Source organism: Petrotoga sp. HWHPT.55.6.3 (genome assembly GCF_002895495.1).
Classification (GTDB): domain Bacteria; phylum Thermotogota; class Thermotogae; order Petrotogales; family Petrotogaceae; genus Petrotoga; species Petrotoga mobilis.
The window spans coordinates 1-20,250 of the sequence record NZ_AZRJ01000005.1 but is presented as its reverse complement, the minus strand read 5'-3'; the positions used below and the strand labels follow the sequence as shown (position 1 = coordinate 20,250).

16 protein-coding genes and 1 CRISPR repeat array (1 of these 17 only partly in view) are annotated in these 20,250 nt (G+C 33.2%); of the genes, 11 read left to right on the top strand and 5 right to left on the bottom strand.

Annotation, left to right across the window (positions count from 1 at the left end; translation table 11 throughout):
• A CRISPR array of direct repeats spans positions 1-784; the repeat unit is 30 nt; unit sequence GTTTCCATTCCTCATAGGTAGGATAAAAAG; it reaches 3,689 nt to the left of the window's first position.
• A 261-nt stretch (positions 785-1,045) separates the two neighbouring features.
• The 9 genes from cas6 to cas2 are packed head-to-tail and all read left to right on the top strand — an operon-like array spanning position 1,046 to position 9,328.
• Positions 1,046-1,792, top strand: a complete 747-nt coding sequence (gene cas6, locus X926_RS01590) for a CRISPR-associated endoribonuclease Cas6 (protein WP_103064722.1) — start codon at positions 1,046-1,048, stop codon at positions 1,790-1,792.
• A gap of 21 nt (positions 1,793-1,813) precedes the next feature.
• Positions 1,814-3,289, top strand: coding sequence for a TM1802 family CRISPR-associated protein (locus X926_RS01585; protein ID WP_103064721.1), 1,476 nt, complete (start codon positions 1,814-1,816; stop codon positions 3,287-3,289).
• Complete coding sequence (locus tag X926_RS10350; RefSeq protein ID WP_103064720.1) at positions 3,286-3,771, top strand: TM1802 family CRISPR-associated protein; 486 nt, start codon at positions 3,286-3,288, stop codon at positions 3,769-3,771. The genes X926_RS01585 and X926_RS10350 overlap by 4 nt, the downstream gene beginning before the upstream one ends.
• Positions 3,764-4,672, top strand: a complete 909-nt coding sequence (gene cas7b / locus X926_RS01575; protein WP_103064719.1) for a type I-B CRISPR-associated protein Cas7/Csh2 — start codon at positions 3,764-3,766, stop codon at positions 4,670-4,672. Before X926_RS10350 ends, cas7b begins: the two co-directional genes overlap by 8 nt.
• Positions 4,673-4,676: 4 nt before the next feature.
• On the top strand, positions 4,677-5,405 hold the full coding sequence (cas5b, locus tag X926_RS01570; protein WP_103064718.1) for a type I-B CRISPR-associated protein Cas5b: 729 nt from the start codon (positions 4,677-4,679) through the stop codon (positions 5,403-5,405).
• The gene (locus X926_RS01565) at positions 5,350-7,551 is read left to right on the top strand and encodes a CRISPR-associated helicase/endonuclease Cas3 (RefSeq protein WP_103064717.1); all 2,202 of its coding nucleotides are present in this window, start codon (positions 5,350-5,352) and stop codon (positions 7,549-7,551) included. Before cas5b ends, X926_RS01565 begins: the two co-directional genes overlap by 56 nt.
• Positions 7,544-8,056 carry a CRISPR-associated protein Cas4 gene (gene cas4 / locus X926_RS01560; protein WP_103064716.1) on the top strand — a complete coding sequence of 171 codons (513 nt, stop codon included), beginning with the start codon at positions 7,544-7,546 and terminating at the stop codon, positions 8,054-8,056. Before X926_RS01565 ends, cas4 begins: the two co-directional genes overlap by 8 nt.
• A gap of 1 nt (position 8,057) precedes the next feature.
• On the top strand, positions 8,058-9,059 hold the full coding sequence (gene cas1b, locus X926_RS01555; RefSeq protein ID WP_103064715.1) for a type I-B CRISPR-associated endonuclease Cas1b: 1,002 nt from the start codon (positions 8,058-8,060) through the stop codon (positions 9,057-9,059).
• On the top strand, positions 9,053-9,328 hold the full coding sequence (cas2, locus tag X926_RS01550) for a CRISPR-associated endonuclease Cas2 (RefSeq protein ID WP_199171153.1): 276 nt from the start codon (positions 9,053-9,055) through the stop codon (positions 9,326-9,328). Before cas1b ends, cas2 begins: the two co-directional genes overlap by 7 nt.
• A 203-nt stretch (positions 9,329-9,531) precedes the next feature.
• On the opposite strand, the gene X926_RS01545 is transcribed toward cas2, so the two are convergent.
• The 3 genes from X926_RS01545 to X926_RS01535 all read right to left on the bottom strand — a co-directional run bounded on the left by X926_RS01545 (position 9,532) and on the right by X926_RS01535 (position 15,590).
• Positions 9,532-12,054, bottom strand: coding sequence for an adenosylcobalamin-dependent ribonucleoside-diphosphate reductase (locus X926_RS01545; RefSeq protein ID WP_103064714.1), 2,523 nt, complete (start codon positions 12,052-12,054; stop codon positions 9,532-9,534).
• 94 nt (positions 12,055-12,148) lie between these two features.
• The gene (gene glgP, locus X926_RS01540) at positions 12,149-14,716 is read right to left on the bottom strand and encodes an alpha-glucan family phosphorylase (protein WP_103064713.1); all 2,568 of its coding nucleotides are present in this window, start codon (positions 14,714-14,716) and stop codon (positions 12,149-12,151) included.
• A 127-nt stretch (positions 14,717-14,843) separates the two neighbouring features.
• Positions 14,844-15,590 carry a hypothetical protein gene (locus X926_RS01535; RefSeq protein ID WP_103064712.1) on the bottom strand — a complete coding sequence of 249 codons (747 nt, stop codon included), beginning with the start codon at positions 15,588-15,590 and terminating at the stop codon, positions 14,844-14,846.
• Between the two features lie 351 nt (positions 15,591-15,941).
• Here X926_RS01535 and X926_RS01530 point away from each other — a divergent pair, with 351 nt between their 5' ends.
• Both X926_RS01530 and X926_RS01525 read left to right on the top strand, forming a co-directional pair.
• Complete coding sequence (locus X926_RS01530; protein ID WP_158245170.1) at positions 15,942-16,340, top strand: transposase; 399 nt, start codon at positions 15,942-15,944, stop codon at positions 16,338-16,340.
• Positions 16,337-17,353, top strand: a complete 1,017-nt coding sequence (locus tag X926_RS01525) for an IS3 family transposase (protein WP_103064710.1) — start codon at positions 16,337-16,339, stop codon at positions 17,351-17,353. The genes X926_RS01530 and X926_RS01525 overlap by 4 nt, the downstream gene beginning before the upstream one ends.
• A 103-nt stretch (positions 17,354-17,456) precedes the next feature.
• Here the strand turns inward: X926_RS01525 and X926_RS01520 are convergent, their stop codons facing one another.
• Both X926_RS01520 and X926_RS01515 read right to left on the bottom strand, forming a co-directional pair.
• The gene (locus X926_RS01520) at positions 17,457-19,184 is read right to left on the bottom strand and encodes an NAD+ synthase (protein ID WP_103064709.1); all 1,728 of its coding nucleotides are present in this window, start codon (positions 19,182-19,184) and stop codon (positions 17,457-17,459) included.
• Positions 19,185-19,265: 81 nt separating this feature from the next.
• Complete coding sequence (locus X926_RS01515; RefSeq protein ID WP_103064708.1) at positions 19,266-20,168, bottom strand: phospholipase D-like domain-containing protein; 903 nt, start codon at positions 20,166-20,168, stop codon at positions 19,266-19,268.
• Positions 20,169-20,250 lie beyond the last annotated feature (82 nt).

Sequence of the window (20,250 nt, the reverse complement as noted above, 5' to 3'; positions counted from 1 at the left end):
AAATTTTCTAAACAAAAGTAGTTTCCATTCCTCATAGGTAGGATAAAAAGCAATAAATGAAAAGATGGCAGAAGAAAATACAAAGGTGTTTCCATTCCTCATAGGTAGGATAAAAAGTATAACTTTTTATTCCAAATCTATACATTAATTCAGAGTTTCCATTCCTCATAGGTAGGATAAAAAGTCCATTTCCATCATTTACCACCTCTTTTTTTAAAAAAGTTTCCATTCCTCATAGGTAGGATAAAAAGGAAATTTTCATCATATTTCTCATTTTCAAACATATCGTTTCCATTCCTCATAGGTAGGATAAAAAGGAATGAAGATAAAAGTAATGATTTGGTTTTAAATGTGCAGTTTCCATTCCTCATAGGTAGGATAAAAAGTTCCTCACTATCATTTGACTGTCTCCCCTTTCCTTGTTTCCATTCCTCATAGGTAGGATAAAAAGGTATTATCATCTATGTTCTGTCTCCCCTTTCGAATGGTTTCCATTCCTCATAGGTAGGATAAAAAGGGGCAGGAGGAAATATAGAACTAAACAAAGTATTGGTGTTTCCATTCCTCATAGGTAGGATAAAAAGATAATTTAATTGCAAATGGCTATATAGAAAAAACTGAGTTTCCATTCCTCATAGGTAGGATAAAAAGTTTAAATGAAGATCCAAATGTTATTAGAAAAATGAAGGGTTTCCATTCCTCATAGGTAGGATAAAAAGTTTGACCACTATAAACAAAGTAGGTAGCGTCAACAGTTTCCATTCCTCATAGGTAGGATAAAAAGACATAAGCTATCTATAGATACTGTATCATAAAAAATTACGATTGTCAAGCAAAACTTTGAGAAATTGTTAAAAATCAATTCAAATAAACATGGTATAAGGCTTGTGAATTTTAACACTTGTCTGTCGATCCCCGGGGATTTTTATCTTATTGGTGGTCGACAGATGTTTTTTTATACTTTCTTGCTTTTTTTATTATCGTATGATAAAATATATTACAGTAAAGATTTTAATTTTTAATTTAAAATATCGGGAGAATTGAAATGAGATTAAACGTTCAATTTTCTTTTCATAACTTAATACTTCCAGTAAATTATAATCATATCATTCAAGCTTTCATTCTTGATTTAATAGATGATGCACAATATAGAAGCTTCGTTCATAACAAGGGCTTTAATTATGAGAAAAGAAAGTACAAATTGTTTTCTTTCTCTAGACTAAATGGAAAATTTATTTTAAATAGAAAGGATAAAACAATAGAGTTTTTTGATAATGTTTCTTTGAAAATTTCTTCTCAGGACAAGAACTTAATTCAGTATTGTGCAGACTCGCTTTTATTTAAAGATGATTTTGAACTATTAGCTCAAAAAATTCATGTAGAGAAGTTGGAGTATGACGATTTAGAAATAAAAAGCGATAAAATAAAAGTAAAGACTTTATCCCCCATTACTGTTTATTCTACTATTGTACAAAATTCTTCAAAGAAGACTATTTATTTTTCCCCCAACGAAGATCAATTTTCAAAATTAATAAAGGAGAATTTAATAAAAAAGTATCTTGCCTATTATGATTCATATCTTCCGAATGAAATAAGTAATGATGAATTCGTTATAAAAGAAGGCGATCACAAAGGCTCTAATATGATCATAACAAAGTATAAAAATTTTATTATTAAAGGTTGGCATGGAGTTTTTGAAATTCAAGGGAATCCACGTTTGTTGAAAATTGGTTACGATTCTGGTTTTGGAGCAAAAAACTCCCAAGGGTTTGGATTAGTCGAAGTTATATGATTATGAATAGAGGGTGATGATATGGGTTTTATCGATGCGGTTTACACTATTGGAAAAGAATTTTCATCAAAAACTGATGAAATAACAGATTATCTGACAATACCTGTAAGAATAGATCGATCAAAAGAGATAAGAATTTATTTAAAAGTATCAAATTACAGTACGTTGAAATTGCAAAGTGAAGAAGAAAATACGTTTATACCTCTCAAAATTGAGGGCGTTTCAAAAATTGATGAGGTGGATTTTTTCGCAGGTAACAAAGATGAACAATACAAAAAACTTAGATATTTGCACAAAGAACCTCCAGGCAGTAATACTGCGTGGAGATATTCTCCTGTTTTGAGGGTATCAAAGCCAAAAAAAGATAGAGAAAAGAATCTTGATGCCTTCTTAAATGGTTCTAAATCGTATATAAACAAAATTGAAAAAATGCTTCAAGATTTCGAAGATTTAGGATTTTTCGAAAAAGGTTCTGTTCAAAAAATAGTCAATGACTTATCTAATAATGATTTTGTCGAACAGTTCTTAGAGTGGTACAGTGATCCAAAGACTTCTTATTTGGTAGTTTTTGGCATTGAAGATGATGGAAAATTTCTTTATCCTGGAGAAGTTAAGTTATTTCGTCAGTATTTTTTAAAGAAGTTAAACGATGAACTGAAAAAGAAAAAGGTTTCCAAAAAAGGTGGGGTTTGTGATTATTGTGGTAAAGAAAGTGATATTTTACTTAACTTTGATATGATTTTTCCTTTTGCTACTTTTGATAAGGTGAATTTCCTTCCTGCCACAAATAAAAATTTTTCTAACAAGGTTTACAAATATTGTAAAGAGTGCTTTAAGACTTTCTCTAATGCCAAAAATTACATAGATTATAATTTTGTAGATCAATCCATTATAAACAATATCCAGATCTGGATAATACCCGAATTTTTTACAACCGATACAAACATCCTGGATAATGCTTTCAATGATTTAAAGAATTATTTTTGGAGTGATCAGTATACAAAAGAAAAAGATCTTTTGGATTATATCACAGATCCTGATTATGTAGATAAACCTTATACCGCTGTTTTTCATTTCCTTTTTCTTGAACAAAACCAAGCACAACTCGTAATACATCAAATGATTGAAGATGTACCTTTAACAAGGATACAAAAATTACAAAAAGTTTGGAAAGGGACGTTAAAGTTCTTCCCTCAAGAGAAAAACACCCAGCTTTCTGATGCTTTAAAACACATATATCGAACTCTTCGTCATTTAGTTTTGAAAGAAGACAGTGAAGAAAAGGTAATGAGAACCCAAGCAATGGAAATTATTTCAAAAATCTTAAGTGGAGAAAGGGTTGAAACTAAAACTATAAAACAAAATTTTGTTGCAAGAATTCCTAAATTGATGAATGACAAAGTTCAAAAGGGGCAATTTTATTTTACTTTGAATGACTTTTTATTGTTAATTGAATTTTTGAACAACTACAATAAATGCTGGGGGTATTCATTATGAAAAGACATTTGGAATTCCTAGATAAGTTTTCTGATAAGTTTTTGCAAAGTGATTTCGGAAAAGGAACACTTTTATCTGGAGTAGTTTTGGGGTTTATAGCCTATAATCAAGCAAAAGGGGAAAAAGACGAGAATAGTTATTCAAACGCAAAAATTCAAGATTCTCCGTTGTACAAACAGCTAAATTTTGGAAGATTAAGTTTAAGAGATATAAAAAAGCATCTATCAAGAATACCAGAACTGATAAAAGCGTACAAGATTGAACCTTCTTTCCTTATTGAAGATTTAGCTGGTTACTCTCAAGAACTATTAATGAATTCTAAAGGAAAAGATTTAGGCGTTGATGGAAATTTTGCTTTTGTAACAGGTTTCATGAACTGGAGAAATTATTTCTGGGAAATATACAAAGACTACACAAAAGAGAAAGAAGTAGCAGAATTAGAAATAGAAAAAACGGACAAGGGGGAGGACCAAGATGTTTAACGGTAGAAAAGAACTTTTGTTTGTATACTCTGTAAAAGATGCGAATCCAAACGGTGATCCATTGAATGCAAATCATCCAAGATATGATGAAGAAACAGGGCAAGTTTTGGTATCTGACGTTAGGATTAAAAGAACTATTAGAGACGAATTAATGAGAATGGGAGAAGATGTTTTCATTGATGGAGAACCAAAGACTTTAAAAGAAAGATTCGAAGAGTTGAAAACGAAATTGTCTACCACAAATGGAGACGAAACTCTAAAGAAATGTATCGATACAAGGCTTTTCGGTGTAACTTTCGCATTGGGTAAAGAAAGTTTTGCATGGACTGGACCTGTCCAATTTAAATGGGGAAGATCTTTACACAAAACAAAAGTTGAATTTGTACAAGGGACCGGTGCGTTTGTTACTAAAGAAGGAGGAGAACAGAGAACTATAAGAAATGAATATATAGTACCTTTTGCATTGATTGGAACCTATGCAATTGGAAATCAATATGCATCTGAAAGAACACAAGCAACAGATGAGGATTTCAACAAACTTACACAAGCTGCTTGGAACGGAACCAACAATTTAATTACAAGGAGTAAAACTGAGCATCGTTCCCGCTTTTTGATGGAAATTTGGTACAAAACTGATTTTAATGGATTAATCGGATCTTTGGATGAAAGAATAAAATTAACCAAAAGAGACAACTCTTTATTAGATGATGATGAACAGTTATCCATTAGGAATATTGAAGACGTTTCACTTAATTTGAAAGAAATATGTGATAAGGTTTCTTTACTTAAAGATAACATAGAAAAAATAATAATTATCAAGGATCCCGACCTCGAAGTAAAACATATTGATGATCTAAAAAGTATTTTGGGAGTAGATAAAGTAGCTATGGAATTGAGGTGATACAATGGCCCTTGTTTTTGATATTACAGGGGAGTATGCTATGTTTCGAAAATTTTATACAACAACTTCTTCTGCATCTTATCCCTTCCCACCACCAACAGCTGTTGGCGGATTGATTGCTGCTATAATTGGTATAGAGAATAAATCTGAAAAGAAAGCTCATTTAGCTTCTTATTGGGAAGCATTGTATGGAAATAGAATCGCCATTTCAATACTCTCTCCCATTAAATGGTTTGCTACCAGCATAAACTTATGGAACTATAAAGATCCAAAGAAGGGAATTCACAATATTATAAAACATCAATTTGTAAAAAGACCAAAATATCGAATTTATGTAGAAGGTCCTATAGAAGAAAGATTAAAACCTTTTCTTGAAGAAGGTAGTTTTGTTTTTACCCCATATCTTGGTACGGCATATTCATTTGCAAATATTCATTACATAGGATCTTTTAACCCTGTAAAGATTGAAGATAATGAGGCAAGAATCAAAAGTATCATACCTGCTGATATTAAACCCCAAATTAATCTGAAAAAAACTCATGGAATCTTTAAAGATATTGTTCCTCTACAAATGGACATAGAAAGAGGCCTTACTAAAAGCTTGTCAGTTTTTTACCCAGCTGATGTTAAGGCAGGGATTTTTGTTGATAATCCTGAAGAGATAGGGGGAGTCTTAGTTGGAAACGACGAAATTGTTTGGCTTCCTGAATGGTCACGAAAGCCATCCGGGTAAATTTCTTAAAGATCATTTAGAAGGGGTATTTGAAAAATCCAAAGAAATAGCAAATTTTCATGGATATAACGAATTAGTTGAACCACTAAAATATATTTGCTTAACACATGATGTAGCTAAATCTCATGTTAAATTTCAAAAATATTTAAAAACAAAAAAAGGTCATTATCCACACTCCGAACCTTCTGCTTACTTAACTTTTATGCTTACAAAAGATATCTTTCAAGCTGAGATTGTTAGAAGGCATCATTCATACCAGGTAAATTTTGAAGATATAATGTCTTTTTGGAGAAATTTAAATTATCAAGATGTGATAAAAGCACTGGAAGAATTCCTTGATTTAAACAAAATAGAATATCTAACAGAAAAAGAATGGAAGAGATTAATATTTCAATCTTGGCATTCACAGTATCTTTTAAATAAGACGGTTAAGGCTGAAGATTTATGGTTTAATACAAGAATCGAGAATTCAATTTTCATAACATCTGACAGATTAGATGCGTTAAATGTTGAGAGTATCAATTTTGATGAAATTTCTTATCAACAAGATAGGTTCGACAAATTCCTTGAATCACTTCCAAAGAACCATTTAAGCGATTGGAAAAATGAAATTCGAGAAAGTACATTATCAAATGTTGATACAATTTCAGAACCAGGTATCTATACCATAACGCTCCCAACTGGGGCTGGAAAAACTATAACTGGATTGCAAGCATCGATGAAGTTAGTAAATAAACTTTCTCTTAAAACAATTATTTATGTATTACCGTTCATAAGTATTGTTGATCAAAATTCCGAAGTTGCAAAGAACATATACGACAAAGTGCAAGAAGATCATCATTTGGTAAGTGCATCAAAGGAAAAAGAAGATTTAGATAATTTAGAAAGGTTTATACTTTCTTTTAGATACTTCAAAGAACCACTTATTGTTACAACCCTTGCAAAGTTCTGGGAAGTGCTTTATTCTCCTAACGCCAACGATTCTATGAGTTTCCATAGGTTGAAAGATGCGATTGTTATTTTGGATGAACCTCAGTCGATTCCCCCAGAATATTGGCAAGGATTTGGAGAAACTATGTCTTTTCTTTCGAAAAAGATGGGAACTTATTTCGTTTTAATGACCGCTACACAGCCTAAAATAGCTGAAGGGAAAGAGTTAGCTCCTAAGAGTTCTTTCCCAAAAAACAGACACTCTTACAACATAATTAATAAAAAAATATTTCTTTCAGATATTAAACAATATACAGAAGATAGATCTGATAATTCCTCTTTAATTATTCTTAACACAAAAAAAGAAGCGCTAAAAGCTTTTATCTTACTCCGAGCACATTTGAAAAATAACCTTTTCTTTCTTTCAACTTGGGTAATTCCGAAAGAAAGATTGGATAGAATTAAACAAATCAAACAATTGGAAAATAAAAACTCGCCAAGAAATCTAATATCTACCCAAGTAGTAGAAGCTGGAGTGGATTTGGATTTTGATTATGTTTTTAAAGATTTATCCCCTTTTGATAGCATAGTACAAGCAGCTGGAAGATGTAATAGAAGAATGCTAAATAAACTTGGCACAGTAACTGTTGCTGAAATAATAGATGAGGATAGCAATAACGAAAGATCGTATGCTTCCTATGTATACGATAGCATATCGATAAACAATACAAAAGAAATATTTGCCTACAAAAATAAATTTTTGGAAAAGGAAGTTCAAGAACTATTAGATAAATACTACAATGCATTGTCAGTTAGCAAATATCAAAAAGGTCCCTGGTACGACATAAAAGAAGGAAATTGGAGTAATTATAAACCTCTGATTGAAGAGCATTTATACGAGGACGTGGTGTTTGTAGATGTGGATGGAACAGTCTCAAACAAATTATATGAAATTGAAAGTTTGGAACACAGTTTGGAAAACTACGAAAGAAAAAAGCAACTATGGAAAGAAATTCAAAATTATTCTATAAATGCTCCCCACAAAGAACTTGAACAATGGGAAACCTATTGTAATGAAGTATTCCTAGAAGAAAATAAAAAGCTTGAGTATAAAGGCAACGGGGTTTGGTTGATTACGCAGTTAGGCATTGGGGAAATCTATTCTGAAGAAGTAGGGTTTATTCCGTATGAATTGAAAGAGGATTTTTATGGATGATAATATCATTACAGGATATTCAGTTTTAGCTTATTCAATATGTCCAAGAGAAGCTTGGTTTGTTTTAAGAAGATTTACTCCTGAACAAGATAATCCTTACATAGAATTAGGAAGGTTTTTACACAAGAATTCTTATGAAGGAAAAGGAGAAAAGGAAATAAAACTTCCAGGGGCTGTTATTGATCTAATTTGGAATAATAATAAGTGCACTATAGTTGGAGAGATAAAAAAATCTTCGAAATCTTTCAAAGGAGCCAAAATCCAGTTGTTATATTATTTAAAATTATTGGAGGATATGGGCATTCAAGCAAAGGGGGAAATTCTGTTGCCAAAAGAAAAAAAGAGAATTCCCATTGTGTTCGATGGGGAAGCAAAAAAAGAAATACAAGATATGCTTCTTAAACTTAATGAATTAATTGAATCGCCTGTTCCACCTCCACCAAAATGGATAGGTATGTGTTCAAAATGTGGCTTTGCAGAATTATGTTGGGCGGGAGAGGAATAAATTGAAACCTATCTACATATTTCAAAGTGGAACGTTATCTAGAAAAGGAAACACATTAGCCTTTAAAAGTGAATCTGATGAAAAAACAAAGTACTTCCCGATAGAAAACATTTCAGAAATAAAGATATTTGGAGAAATAAATATAAACAAACGACTTCTTGAATTCTTGTCCGCCAATAACCTACCAATCCATTTTTTCAACCATTATGGTTTTTATGTGGGTAGTTTTTATCCATATGAACATAATACAAATGGTATAACAATAGTTAAACAAGTAGAGCACTATATCTCTTTAGAAAAAAGATTAGTTTTAGCAAAAAAGTTTGTAGAAGGAGCTATGCAAAACATCTTAAAGATTGTTCAATATTATGAAAGAAAAAGCGATTTAGAAGTAAAACGGCATTCGCAAAAAATGGAAGAATTTATTCAGAATATTCACCAGATCAGTTCTATTAACGAATTAATGGCACAAGAGGGAAATTATAGAGAGATTTATTATAATTTTATTGATAACAATATAACCTTAAATGAAGATTTTAAAATGGTTGTCAGAGAAAAAAGGCCCCCTACAAATTACATGAACACACTTATCAGTTTTGGAAATTCTTTAATGTACTCTACAGTTTTAACGCAAATTTATCAAACTCCGTTAGATCCCAGAATTGGCTATCTTCATTCAACTAATTTTAGAAAATTTTCTTTAAACCTTGATATAGCTGAAATCTTTAAACCAATTGTGGTAGACAGAACCATTTTTAATCTAGTGAATAAAAAAATAATTAATGAAAACCATTTTAAAAAAATTCAAGGCGGCATTCACTTGAACGAAGAAGGTCAAAAGAATTTCATAAAAAATTATGAAGAGCATTTAAATACAACTTTAAAACATAAAAAATTAAAAAGAAATATCACATACAGAACGTTGATAAAACATGAGGCTTATAAAATTTTAAAACATCTGATCGAAGAAAAAGAATATGTTCCTTTTACGATGAGGTGGTAGAAACGTACGTAATTATGGCTTACGACGTTAATGAGAAAAGAGTTGCAAAAGTTTTAAAAAAAGCTAGACAATACCTTAATTGGGTACAAAATTCCTTGTTAGAAGGAGAAATAACAAAGGCAAAATATGAGATCTTAAAACAACAGATAAGAAAAATCACAAAAAAAGATGAAGATAGCATTACTTGGTACATTTTCGAATCTCGAAAAATTTTTATAAAAGAAACTTATGGAGTGGAAAAAGGAGAACCTGATGACTTCATAATTTAAGGCTGTAATATTGAGAAACTCACCAAATAGAAAGAGTTTAATTACTTTCCTTAACAATAAAATTTATAAAAAAAATAAGTAGATAAAGAGTATTGGCAATCGATAAAATCTATATTATTAAAATAAGGTAGTGAAGATACATTTACTAAACAAAAACCCGGTGAGAGTTTACACCGGGTTAGAATTGATTGTTACAAGCATATTTAAGAACACTTTGACCATCCGCAAGTGGTGCAGGTAACACAGCCTGATTCGTTTATCAAGGTATTTTTAGATAGACAGCTTGGGCAGTATGCGTTGCCTTCTGAGTCTATGTAATATCCTTTTTCGTATTTTAAGTCGTTGGCGTATACGAATTTTTCTACTTCTTCCCTGGTTTTAGGCGTTCCCGTTCTTATTACTTCATAATCTTCTATTTGAGATCCCCATAATTGGTTGAAATCGTTGAGGGCTTTGCTTATTTCTTGTGCCAATTCTTTACAATATGTTCCCTTAACTTTTTTTAATTGCTCAACTATTTCATCAGTTGAGACGCCCGCTCTTAAAGCTATGGATGATAATCTTCCAATAACCTCTGCAGTTTCTGTGCCATCTGATAGAAAGATTTCTACGGCTTCACCGCCATCATCGAAGGAGACGGTGACGTATACTGTTCCCGTGTCGTGTTTGAACTTTCGTGTGACGCTTCGTAAGGTTTCTTTTCTTGGCCTTGCCCTTAGTTTATGCTTTTCGTCCAATACGAAGAATGTAACGCTTTTGCCTTGTGTTTCGGATGTTTCTTTTTCTTCTTTGGAAGCGGAGGTTAGAACTTGAGTTTCAAGGCTCCCATCTCTGTAAATAGTTAATCCTTTTAGATTTAATTCTAATGCTTGTAGATAGATAGCTTTAACGTCTTCTATTGTTGAAGATTTAGGCATGTTTATAGTTTTAGAACATGAAGCATCAAGATAACTTTGAATTACGTGTTGGGCTAACAAATGATCTTTTGGTGGTATGTCCATTGAGGTTACAAATATTTTTTTGATTTCGTTTGGTATGCTGTCTATATTTTGAATGCTTCCTTTTTCAATGATTTCAGCTTTTAACTCTTCTGTCATGTTGGTGCCTATTTTTTCCATTAATATTGGATTTATATAAGATAGGGGAACTCTGTCTCCTTCTTTGTTGGTCATGTATCTTACGTAGGATAGTAAGAAATTTGGCTCAATCCCACTTGATGTGTCTGCCAAGTTAGATATGGAACCTGTTGGGGCTATGGTGTTCGTTTGTACATTTCTTTTGTATTTTGTGGCTTCGCCTTGAAAATGTTGACGTATTTTTTCATTCCATGCTTTTATGTCTTCGTCTATTTCGTCATCCAACATGGGAAATGGTATGAAACCGTCCGGGTATTTGGATCTTTGAAAATCTGGGAAATTGCCCCTTTCTTTGGCTAATTCAGTACTTGCAATATGAGAGAAATACGCTAATTCAGCGGTTAATTTTGCCATGAACTTTCTGGCTTGTTCCGAGTTGTAAGGAATCTCCTTTTTGTATAACGCATCTGCTAATCCCATTATTCCTAATCCAATAAATCTTTGCTTTTTAGATATTTCTTCAATTTCTTTTAGAGGATAGATGTTTGATTCTATGACGTCATCTAAAAATCTGACAGCCCAATATACTATTTCTTGGAACTCTGAAATATCCTCCGAGTTTGGATTTCCTAAATCCATGTCTTCCACTAGTTTCGCAACGTCTATAGAGCCAAGATTACAACTTCCAAATGGTGGTAGGGGTTCTTCTCCACATGGGTTTGTGGCGGTGACTGGGGTATGCTCACTCATTGCGTAGTATTGATTGTGTCTGCCAAGGAAGAGCATGCCAGGATCTCCCGTTTTCCATGCGTTTTCGACCATTTTGTTCATTAGGTCATTTGCCTTTATAGTCTTTCTTATGGATGATGCGGGATGTTCTAAGGTGAGATCCCCATCTTCTTCGAGCATTTTTTTGAATTCTTTTGGGTTGTCAATGTTTACTGAAATGTTGAAATAATTCAAGACATTGTTGCCTTTGTTGTCTTTTTTGGAATTTATAAAGTCAAAGACATCGGGATGATCATACCTTAATACAGCCATTTGAGCTGCCCGCCTTGCCCCACCTTGTTCTATCGTGGAAGCTGCTGTGTTGAAAACATGCATGAAGCTAATAGGTCCGGAGGATTTTCCCCCTGTTCCTGCGATAGAAGAACCTTTTGGACGTAAAACAGAGAAGTCGTATCCTACTCCTCCTCCATATTTCATTATTAAAGCAGCATTTTTTACCGCATCGAATATGGCGCTCATTGAGTCGTCCATAGGGATTACAAAACATGCAGATAACATGTTGTGTTTTGTTCTTGAATCAAAAATTGTTTTGTAGTCTTCTAAAGTTGTTTCTTCTATATCTTTTTTGAATAATTGTCTGTCCATTGTTTTGCCTGCGTTGAATATCGTTGGACTGTTCGGTAAGAAAATTCGAGATTTAATTAGTTGATAAAAATGCTCTTCTGCATTTTTTATTTCTTCTACATCGTTGGTATAGTTTACTTCAGCTGCAGCAACATGTCTTGCAATCCTTTTTGCAACTTCATCCCATGTGCTTTCTAAATAATTCCCTTCGCCATCTTTTAAGAAATATCTGTCTTTTAATATGGTGATTGCATTCTTCGATGGTTCTTTTTGGATCCATTTATTTAAAACTCTCATGAAAATTACCCCCTTGAATCAATATATTGTACTTTTATATGATAACACGACAATATATTGAAATCAAGGGGGTCTATTAAAAATTTACAAAATCTTATTGAGGATATTTTACTAGTCCCATCAAGTAGTTTTTATGGGGCATGAGAGGATTGTTAGGTGTTACCCTTACATTTATTCCATATTCCCCCCTGTCTTCTATTTTAAATTTTACTGAGTATAGATATGTGTCTTTTTGTACTTCTTTGATGAGTTTCATATCGTACCGCCTTATGTTTGCAATCTTACCATCTTTTAACCTTGCAAATACAACTTCTGGTAGGATTGAGTCTGGACCTATACCTGGCAAGTATATTTCTGCTTGTACTCCTATTTCTTCTTCTGCATTTTTTACACCAGTAAGATCTTGATCGAGTTTGACATGTATTTTTATAGAGTCCCAATTTTCTTTTAACAATTTAACCCATCCGGCAAATTCTTTTGCCAATTTAAAGTCATCGTTTGAAAAACGTGTGTGCTGCTCGAAAGCGGGCATATATAGTTTTTGAGTGTATTCTTTGAGCATTCTGGCTGTGTTGAAAAAAGATGTGACACTTTTAATAGACTCTTTCATCTTTGATACCCATTCTTTTGAAACGTCAGTTTCTCCTTTTTCATAGTACATAGGCACTATTTGTTTTTCTAATTGGTTGTATATTGAAACACTGTCTATTTTGTCCTGTAATTTCAGGTCTTCGTAGTCTCTGTTATCCCCTATAGCCCAACCGTTTTTACCGTTGTATCCTTCAACCCACCAGCCATCTAAGACTGAGAAGTTTATGGCTCCATTCATTCCCGCTTTTTCACCTGATGTTCCAGATGCCTCTCTTGGACGTCTGGGGTTGTTTAACCAAATGTCCACCCCAGAGACTAAGTGCCTTGCCATATCCATGTCGTAGTTTTCTAGAATTATGACCTTATTTTGAAATTCAGGTTTTCGTGAGTATTCGTATATCTTTTTTATGAGTTCTTGACCTGGTTTATCCGCAGGGTGAGCTTTACCAGCGAATATTAATTGTACGGGTTTGTCTGGATCGTTCAAGATCTTTTTTAATCTTTCTTCATCGCTGAATATTAGATCTGCCCGTTTGTAAGTAGCAAACCTTCTGGCAAAACCGATAGTTAAAGCTTTTTCATCACCTATTTGGTTTACTTCCTCGAGTTGTTCAACTGTTTCTCCATGTCTCGATCTTTGTGCTTTTATACTCTTCCTAATGTATTCTATTAACTCTTTTTTTAATTGTTGGTGAGTTTCCCATAGTTCATGGTCAGGGATATTATCAATTTTTTCCCAAAGTTCTGGATCGTCAATTTTTGACATCCAGTCAGCACCCAGGTATTCTTTTAAAGATTCCTGCAATTTTGGGTTTAACCATGTGTCTATATGTACGCCATTGGTAACATAGTTTATAGGTACTTCCAACCATTCGATACCTGGCCAAACATGGTTCCATAACTTTCTCGATACTTCTCCATGTAGCCTTGAAACAGCATTTGATCTTCCAGAGAGTTTTAGCGCCAAAATGGTCATTGAAAATAATTCTTCTGCGTTTTGTCTCTTTTCTAATCCTAAATTGAGAAAGTCTTGCCTTGAAGCTCCTAATTTAGGCCAAAAGTCTCCAAAATATTTATCAATTAAAGAAATAGAAAATACATCGTTTCCAGCAGGCACGGGAGTGTGAGTGGTAAAAACGTTTCCAGCCCGAACCGCTTCTACTGCTTCCTGAAAAGTTAAGCCATGTTCTTGGACTAATTCACGTATTCTTTCAAGACCTAAGAATGCAGCGTGACCTTCATTCATGTGCCAAACAGATGGGTTGTATCCTAACTTTCTTACGGCTTTAACACCACCAATCCCTATTAGTATTTCTTGTTTTATACGCATTTCTATGTCTCCACCATACAATGTGGAGGTTATTTCTCTATCTTCAGGATCATTTTGCATTAGGTTGGTGTCCAAGAGGTATAGGTTCACTCTTCCTACCTTTACCTGCCAAACTTTAGCGAATACCTTTTTCCCTAATAGGTCTATATCGACGTATATTTCATCCCCGTTGCTATCTTTGGCGGGAATAATAGGAAAATCCGAAAAATCGTAATCTAAAAATATACTTTCTTGCCATCCTTCTGAATTAAGCCTCTGAATAAAATATCCCTTTTGGTATAGTAAACCTATAGCTATAAGCGGTATACCTAGATCACTTGCACTTTTTAGATGATCACCAGCCAATATTCCTAAACCACCAGAATACATAGGAAAAGACTCGTGAATGCCATATTCCATACAAAAGTAAGCAATTTCTCCATCTTTAAAAGAACGGTGGGTCTTACTGAACCATGTGTTGCTATTTTCATTCATATAATTAGAAAACTCTTTCATGACTTCTTGATAGAGTTCGTTAAATTTCGAATCTTCTGCAGCAGTGTTTAACTTTTTTTGTTCCACACGTTTTAAAAAGGTAACCGGGTTTCTCTGAGTGGACTCCCAAAGCTCTTTGTCTATGGTTTCGAATAAGGCTTGAGTTTTATAATTCCATGTCCACCACATGTTTTCAGAGAGTTCTTTTAACCCCAGAATCTTTTCCGGGATTTTTGGAACGACGGTAATTTTACTTATAAAATCCATTTTTTACCCTCCCAATATAGCTTTTGATGATAGAATCTTTAAAAATTAGATACCCCCTTTTGGACCCAACTCCAGTAAATCTTTTACAATAAATATTATACTTAAAAATTCTTTATTTTTATATTTTCTAATTATTGCTCCAAAATTCTTGAGATTCCGATATCATTATTAGTTCTCCAAAATTATTGGTTGATTTTTCTAAATAGTATATCTTGTTGAACAACCCATACTTTTTCGAAATGAAATAAATGTAGTCTTGGGATTCACCTACCGTACTTATCAAATTTTTTGATAAAGTAAACTCTTGATCGTTACTTACAATGGTGTAACTGTTCTCACTTTCTTTGATATATTCATAATTTGCTAATTCTGGAATCTCTAAGACCCTTATTCTTAAAAGATTTTCAACAAAGGTGAAAACATCTTCTACGATTTCTTCGTTTGGTACTATAACAAATTTAAAGATATTTCCATTTTCTAGAATTACAGAATATTCGAGTCCCCTGAAATCGTATGAAGGATATGAGATTACAATCATATCAGAGTTTTCAAAAAAGAAGAATCTATCGTCAAATGTTTGAATATTGAATGAACCAAACTTTGTTTTTACTGTGTAAGTGTTTGTGATATTGCTTTTTTCAATGGTTATATTGTAACCTTTGGGCGAAAAAGGCATTTTTTTAACCCGTTCGTAGCCTGTTTCTTTGATTTTTACATATGGATAGTAATAATGGCTTTCTAAGTTTTCTACATACAAATTCCATAGTATGAAAGTAGCAAAATATATGACTGCCATTGTGCCGATGATGATTAATAAATTTTTTAGACTGTCGTTGGATTGGTCTTTTTCTTTTTCCTTTTCTTTTTCTTCCATGATCTTTTCTCCTGTTTTAATGATCTGATTTAGCGCTTTCGCCCTTCTAAAAGGGACCTGCCTGTCCCTTAGACCCATGCGTTAAGGGGCACGCCCCTTAAGAACCCCAAAACACTATTTCAATTAAAAAAATTTTTTTGCATAAATCAGCAAAAGGGCTCCGCTCTGTGACCCTTTAAAAAGTAGAGCTTTTTTAGGTCAATTGTTGGCATCGTTTTTTTGTAAGTTGCGCATAGTCTTTATTTGCGCCCCTTCGCCCCGCAGCCCACCCACAATCGGCCCACAGGACATTTTCTTATTTGAGGGGCGTGGTAGTATAATAAATATATATTCTTAAAAGAGGTGATTTTTGTGAAGTCTTACCCCTCAGAGTTAAAAGCTAACGTTGTTAAAGAGCATGTCGAAAAAGGTGTTTCTTGTTCTCAACTTAGTAAAACTTACAACATCCCTACCAGCAATATACAAAAATGGATTAAGAAGTTTAGAGATTCTGGTGAGAATTATTCTTGCTTTTTCAATGGACCTTTTAATAAAAATTCCATCGTTTCTCGTGGTTCTAAGGTTCCTCCTGTGGTTTACGAGAATTCCGGTGTCGATTTGGATGAGATTTCTCGGCTTTGTATGGAATACCCTGAACTCGCTCAAACTCTTCAGAGTTTGAAAGATTTGGTGATCGAAAAGGATATTGAGATCAGAGTTCTTAGAGAACAAGTTGAGTTTGTAAAAAAAAATTTGAATCGGAGAAAATGATGGAAAATAGACATGTTGATTTTAAATCTACACCCATTTTGGATATTCAATATGTCAATAGGTTACATCGAGAGTACGGCGTTTCTCTTTCTTATCTTTTTGAAGAGTTCGACGTGAAACCTAGAACTTATTATTACAAGACGAGGCTCTTCTTGGATACCAGTTCTTTGTCAAAGAAAAAGCATTCTAATTCTAAAATTCGAGGTTTTTGCTATACTGTGAATGGTGATAAGGTTCCTGATGAGTTTGTAATTGCTGAACTAATAAAAATCAAGGAACATCTCAATATGTATGTCTCAAAGCATTATTTGAAAACTCTTGGTTCTACTAAGCTGTGTGCGTATTTCAAGAAAGAGTATGGAATAATTATCAATCATAAAAAGATGAGACATTTGAAACATGAAATCGGTTTGGTTGGAAAATATACAAACCATTCACCACATCCAAGAAGAGGTCCTCAAAAACATGTTGCAACCGCTCCTAACCAGTTTTGGGAAATGGATATCAAATACTTCAAAACTAAAGATGGTTATGTACAGGTGTTCAGTATAATTGATACGTTTGATAGACAAATTGTTGGTTCTTACATCGGTCCATCATGTAAATCAAAGGATATAATTAAAACAATCTTTGAAGCTCTTAGGTACAGAGGAATATCAGGAAAAGAGTTGATTATTAGATCAGATAACGGTACTCAGTTCACTTCTTTGTTAACAGAAAATTTTATGAGAAATGTTGGTATACTCCATGAGTTTGGATATCCACATAATCCAGATTGTCAAGCCTTTATCGAATCTTTTCATTCAAGTGTCCAAAGAGAGTTTGTGCCTTTGAATACCTTTACTAATATTAGCGATTTCACTATGAAATACAAAGTGTATTTGGATTTTTATCTTAATATTAGACCTCATGGTTCTTTGAACTACTTGACACCAAATGAGTTTCATGTTTCATACAAAGAAAATAGAATAGAAATTAAGGAAAACAAAGAAAAACTTATCATTTTTGAGTAAAATCGAGTTACGCCTCTCTAATTCCCAATATTCGGGGCTCCGTCCGCACCCGACAAGGAAAAGATCCTTATTTAGCACCCTACCCCTGCGCATTTGACATTAACTACCAGGGAATATATTTATTCGTAATTGGCATTCTTCTGTCTTTTCCAAAACTTCTTTCAGTTAGTTTTATACCAGGAGCAGATTGCCTTCTTTTGTATTCGTTCTTGTTGACCATGTTTATTACATTTTTCAATAACCCTTCATCGTATCCTTCCTGTAGTAATTCATCATATGACATTTCTCTGTCTATATACTTGAATAAAATCTCATCGAGTAAAGCATATGGCGGCAAAGTATCCTCATCTTTTTGATTTGGTCTAAGCTCTGCTGAAGGCGGTTTTTCTAATATAGATCTTATAATAATTTCTTTTCCGTGAAGTTCGTTATATTTTCTAGCAACTTTATATAAGTCTGTTTTGTATAAGTCTTTAATGGGAGAGAATCCTCCCGCCATGTCACCATACAATGTAGCATATCCTGTAGCTGCTTCACTTTTGTTGCCGCAAGCTAAGGCTAAATATCCGAATTTGTTCGAAAATGCCATTACTAAGTTTCCCCTTATCCTTGCTTGAATGTTTTCTTCAGTTTTGTCTTCATCGCTGTTTTTAAAGCTTTCCTTCAAATTTTCAATATATTTTTCGTATATGTCATTTATTGGTATTATTTTATAATTAATTCCCAAATTTTTGGATAGCTCTATCGAATCATCGATACTGCCTTTAGACGAGTATTGAGAAGGCATTAGTAATCCCAAAACATTTTCAGGACCTATAGCGTCCGCAGCAATAGCGGCTGTGAGCGAGGAATCTATTCCTCCACTCAATCCTAATACAACTTTTTGGAAACCATTTTTCAATACATAATCTTTTATCCCAGTTTTTACAGCAAGATACAATTGCTCGCATATATCAAAAGAGTCAACTTTGACAGCTTTTATAGGAGTTTTTTCTCTAATCTTTTTTTCTATTTTGATTGTATTTACGCTTTCATAGTAGGCACTTTGATTGTAATGTTTCCTTTTTCCTTCCCTTAAATTTGCTCTAGTAGGTTCTAGGGGATCTATATCTATAAAATACAACCCTTCTTCAAAAGAAGGAGCACTTAATTCTATTTCTCCGTATGGGTTAATAACTACACTCCCACCATCGAAAACTAACTCATCTTGACCACCTATAATATTGCAATAAGCGATCCAACTCGATAACTCTGATGCTCTAGTTTTAAGCATTTCAAACCTTACTTTATTTCTTCCCTTATAAAAAGGAGATGAAGAAAGATTTAAAATCAAATTGGCTCCGTTTTGGGCTAAAGAAACAGCCGGTCCGTTGGGAACCCACAGATCTTCACAAATTGTTATTCCAATTTTGATCCTTTCCATTTCCATTAAAAAAGGTGCTCTACCGGCAGTAAAATACCTTTTTTCGTCAAAAACAGAGTAGTTTGGTAAGAACATCTTTTTATAACTACCATAGATTTCGCCTTTGTATATAACAAAAGCAGAGTTGTAGGATTCAACATCCCAGTCAACAGCTCCTAAAACTATTACAACATCTTTAGATTTACTAAAATCTTGTATTTCTTCTATACTTTTCAAAGAATCCTTGAGAAATTGAGTTTTTAAGATTAAATCTTCTGGAGGATAACCATTTAGAGATAATTCTGGAAAGAGTATTAGATCGGCACCTTTTTCGTCTGCCTTAGAGATGAAATCTTTTATCTTTTGAACATTTCCTGGATAGTCGCCAACTGTGGAATTCATTTGAGCCAAAGATATTCTTATTTTCATAGCTAATTTATGCTTTCGGTTTATTTTTTAAAAGCATGGACCTCCTTTTTCGGATATTGAAAAAAGAAACACCAATATATTTTACCATTCTTGCCATAATAAATCAAATTTTCTATTTATGATGTCAGCCAACCCTTTGTTTTTTATTATAACAACCATTTCGTCGTTTTTCTCTCTTGCCCTATAGGTTAGATTGTAACTTCCTATAATGACTGTTTCTCCATCTATTGTTATACACTTTGCATGAATGTCATTCCTATACTTTATATTTATGCCTTGCATATACTTTAATGGAGAAGTGTAGATTTTGTTCCAATCATCGGATAGTATTTCAACCTTTACATCGTTGGAGGAAGCTTGTTCCAAAACATGGACAAAGTAGGGATCGGTGAAAGAATACGAAAAGACTTTTAAAGAAATTTTGGATCTCTTAATCTCATTTAAGACTGAGTTAAGAACCTCTTTTGATGGCCCAGTTATTATTTTTACCTTCCCAAATTCGGTGGTGTTTAGACGCTGATTGATTACTTCTTTTGAATATCCAAATTTACCCCTTTGAAAGTTCTCATATTCATCAAGAAAAACTTTAACAATCTTTTCATCTTCGGTGTAGATGAAGATGTTTAGATCTGTTAATAAACCGCTTGTAGTGAAGTTCCCAGTTCCAAATAATACTGAGTTGTTATCGAAGATCATATATTTTTGATGTAGGTAACCGTCAGTGTTTTTATCGTATTTGATGCTTAAATTTATATCTCCAGAATATCCTCCATCTTTTTCTAAAAATATTTGATGGTTTATAGCTGATAAATTTTCAGAAATTGTATCATCTAAACTAAAAGATACAACTTTTACTGAAGTGCTTGTTTTTAGTTTTTGATTTATAAAGTGTACTAATTCGCCACCAGAGAAGAAGAGTTCATAGGAAAAAAGCGAGGTAAAGGAAAATAGAAATAATGCTGTTAAAATAAATTTTGTTTTCAATGTTGTTAAACCTCCGTCCCGTGAACTTTTGAAGCTTTATTATTAGAATTTCTTCTAAAACTGTGTTAGCGCCCCTTCGCCC

Bases quoted from the DNA above. Each gene is read 5' to 3' on its own strand.
- cas6 (WP_103064722.1), top strand. From the start codon at position 1,046: ATGAGATTAAACGTTCAATTTTCTTTTCATAACTTAATACTTCCAGTA.
- X926_RS01585 (WP_103064721.1), top strand. From the start codon at position 1,814: ATGGGTTTTATCGATGCGGTTTACACTATTGGAAAAGAATTTTCATCA.
- X926_RS10350 (WP_103064720.1), top strand. From the start codon at position 3,286: ATGAAAAGACATTTGGAATTCCTAGATAAGTTTTCTGATAAGTTTTTG.
- cas7b (WP_103064719.1), top strand. From the start codon at position 3,764: ATGTTTAACGGTAGAAAAGAACTTTTGTTTGTATACTCTGTAAAAGAT.
- cas5b (WP_103064718.1), top strand. From the start codon at position 4,677: ATGGCCCTTGTTTTTGATATTACAGGGGAGTATGCTATGTTTCGAAAA.
- cas4 (WP_103064716.1), top strand. From the start codon at position 7,544: ATGGATGATAATATCATTACAGGATATTCAGTTTTAGCTTATTCAATA.
- X926_RS01545 (WP_103064714.1), bottom strand. From the start codon at position 12,054: ATGAGAGTTTTAAATAAATGGATCCAAAAAGAACCATCGAAGAATGCA.
- glgP (WP_103064713.1), bottom strand. From the start codon at position 14,716: ATGGATTTTATAAGTAAAATTACCGTCGTTCCAAAAATCCCGGAAAAG.
- X926_RS01535 (WP_103064712.1), bottom strand. From the start codon at position 15,590: ATGGAAGAAAAAGAAAAGGAAAAAGAAAAAGACCAATCCAACGACAGT.
- X926_RS01525 (WP_103064710.1), top strand. From the start codon at position 16,337: ATGATGGAAAATAGACATGTTGATTTTAAATCTACACCCATTTTGGAT.
- X926_RS01520 (WP_103064709.1), bottom strand. From the start codon at position 19,184: ATGAAAATAAGAATATCTTTGGCTCAAATGAATTCCACAGTTGGCGAC.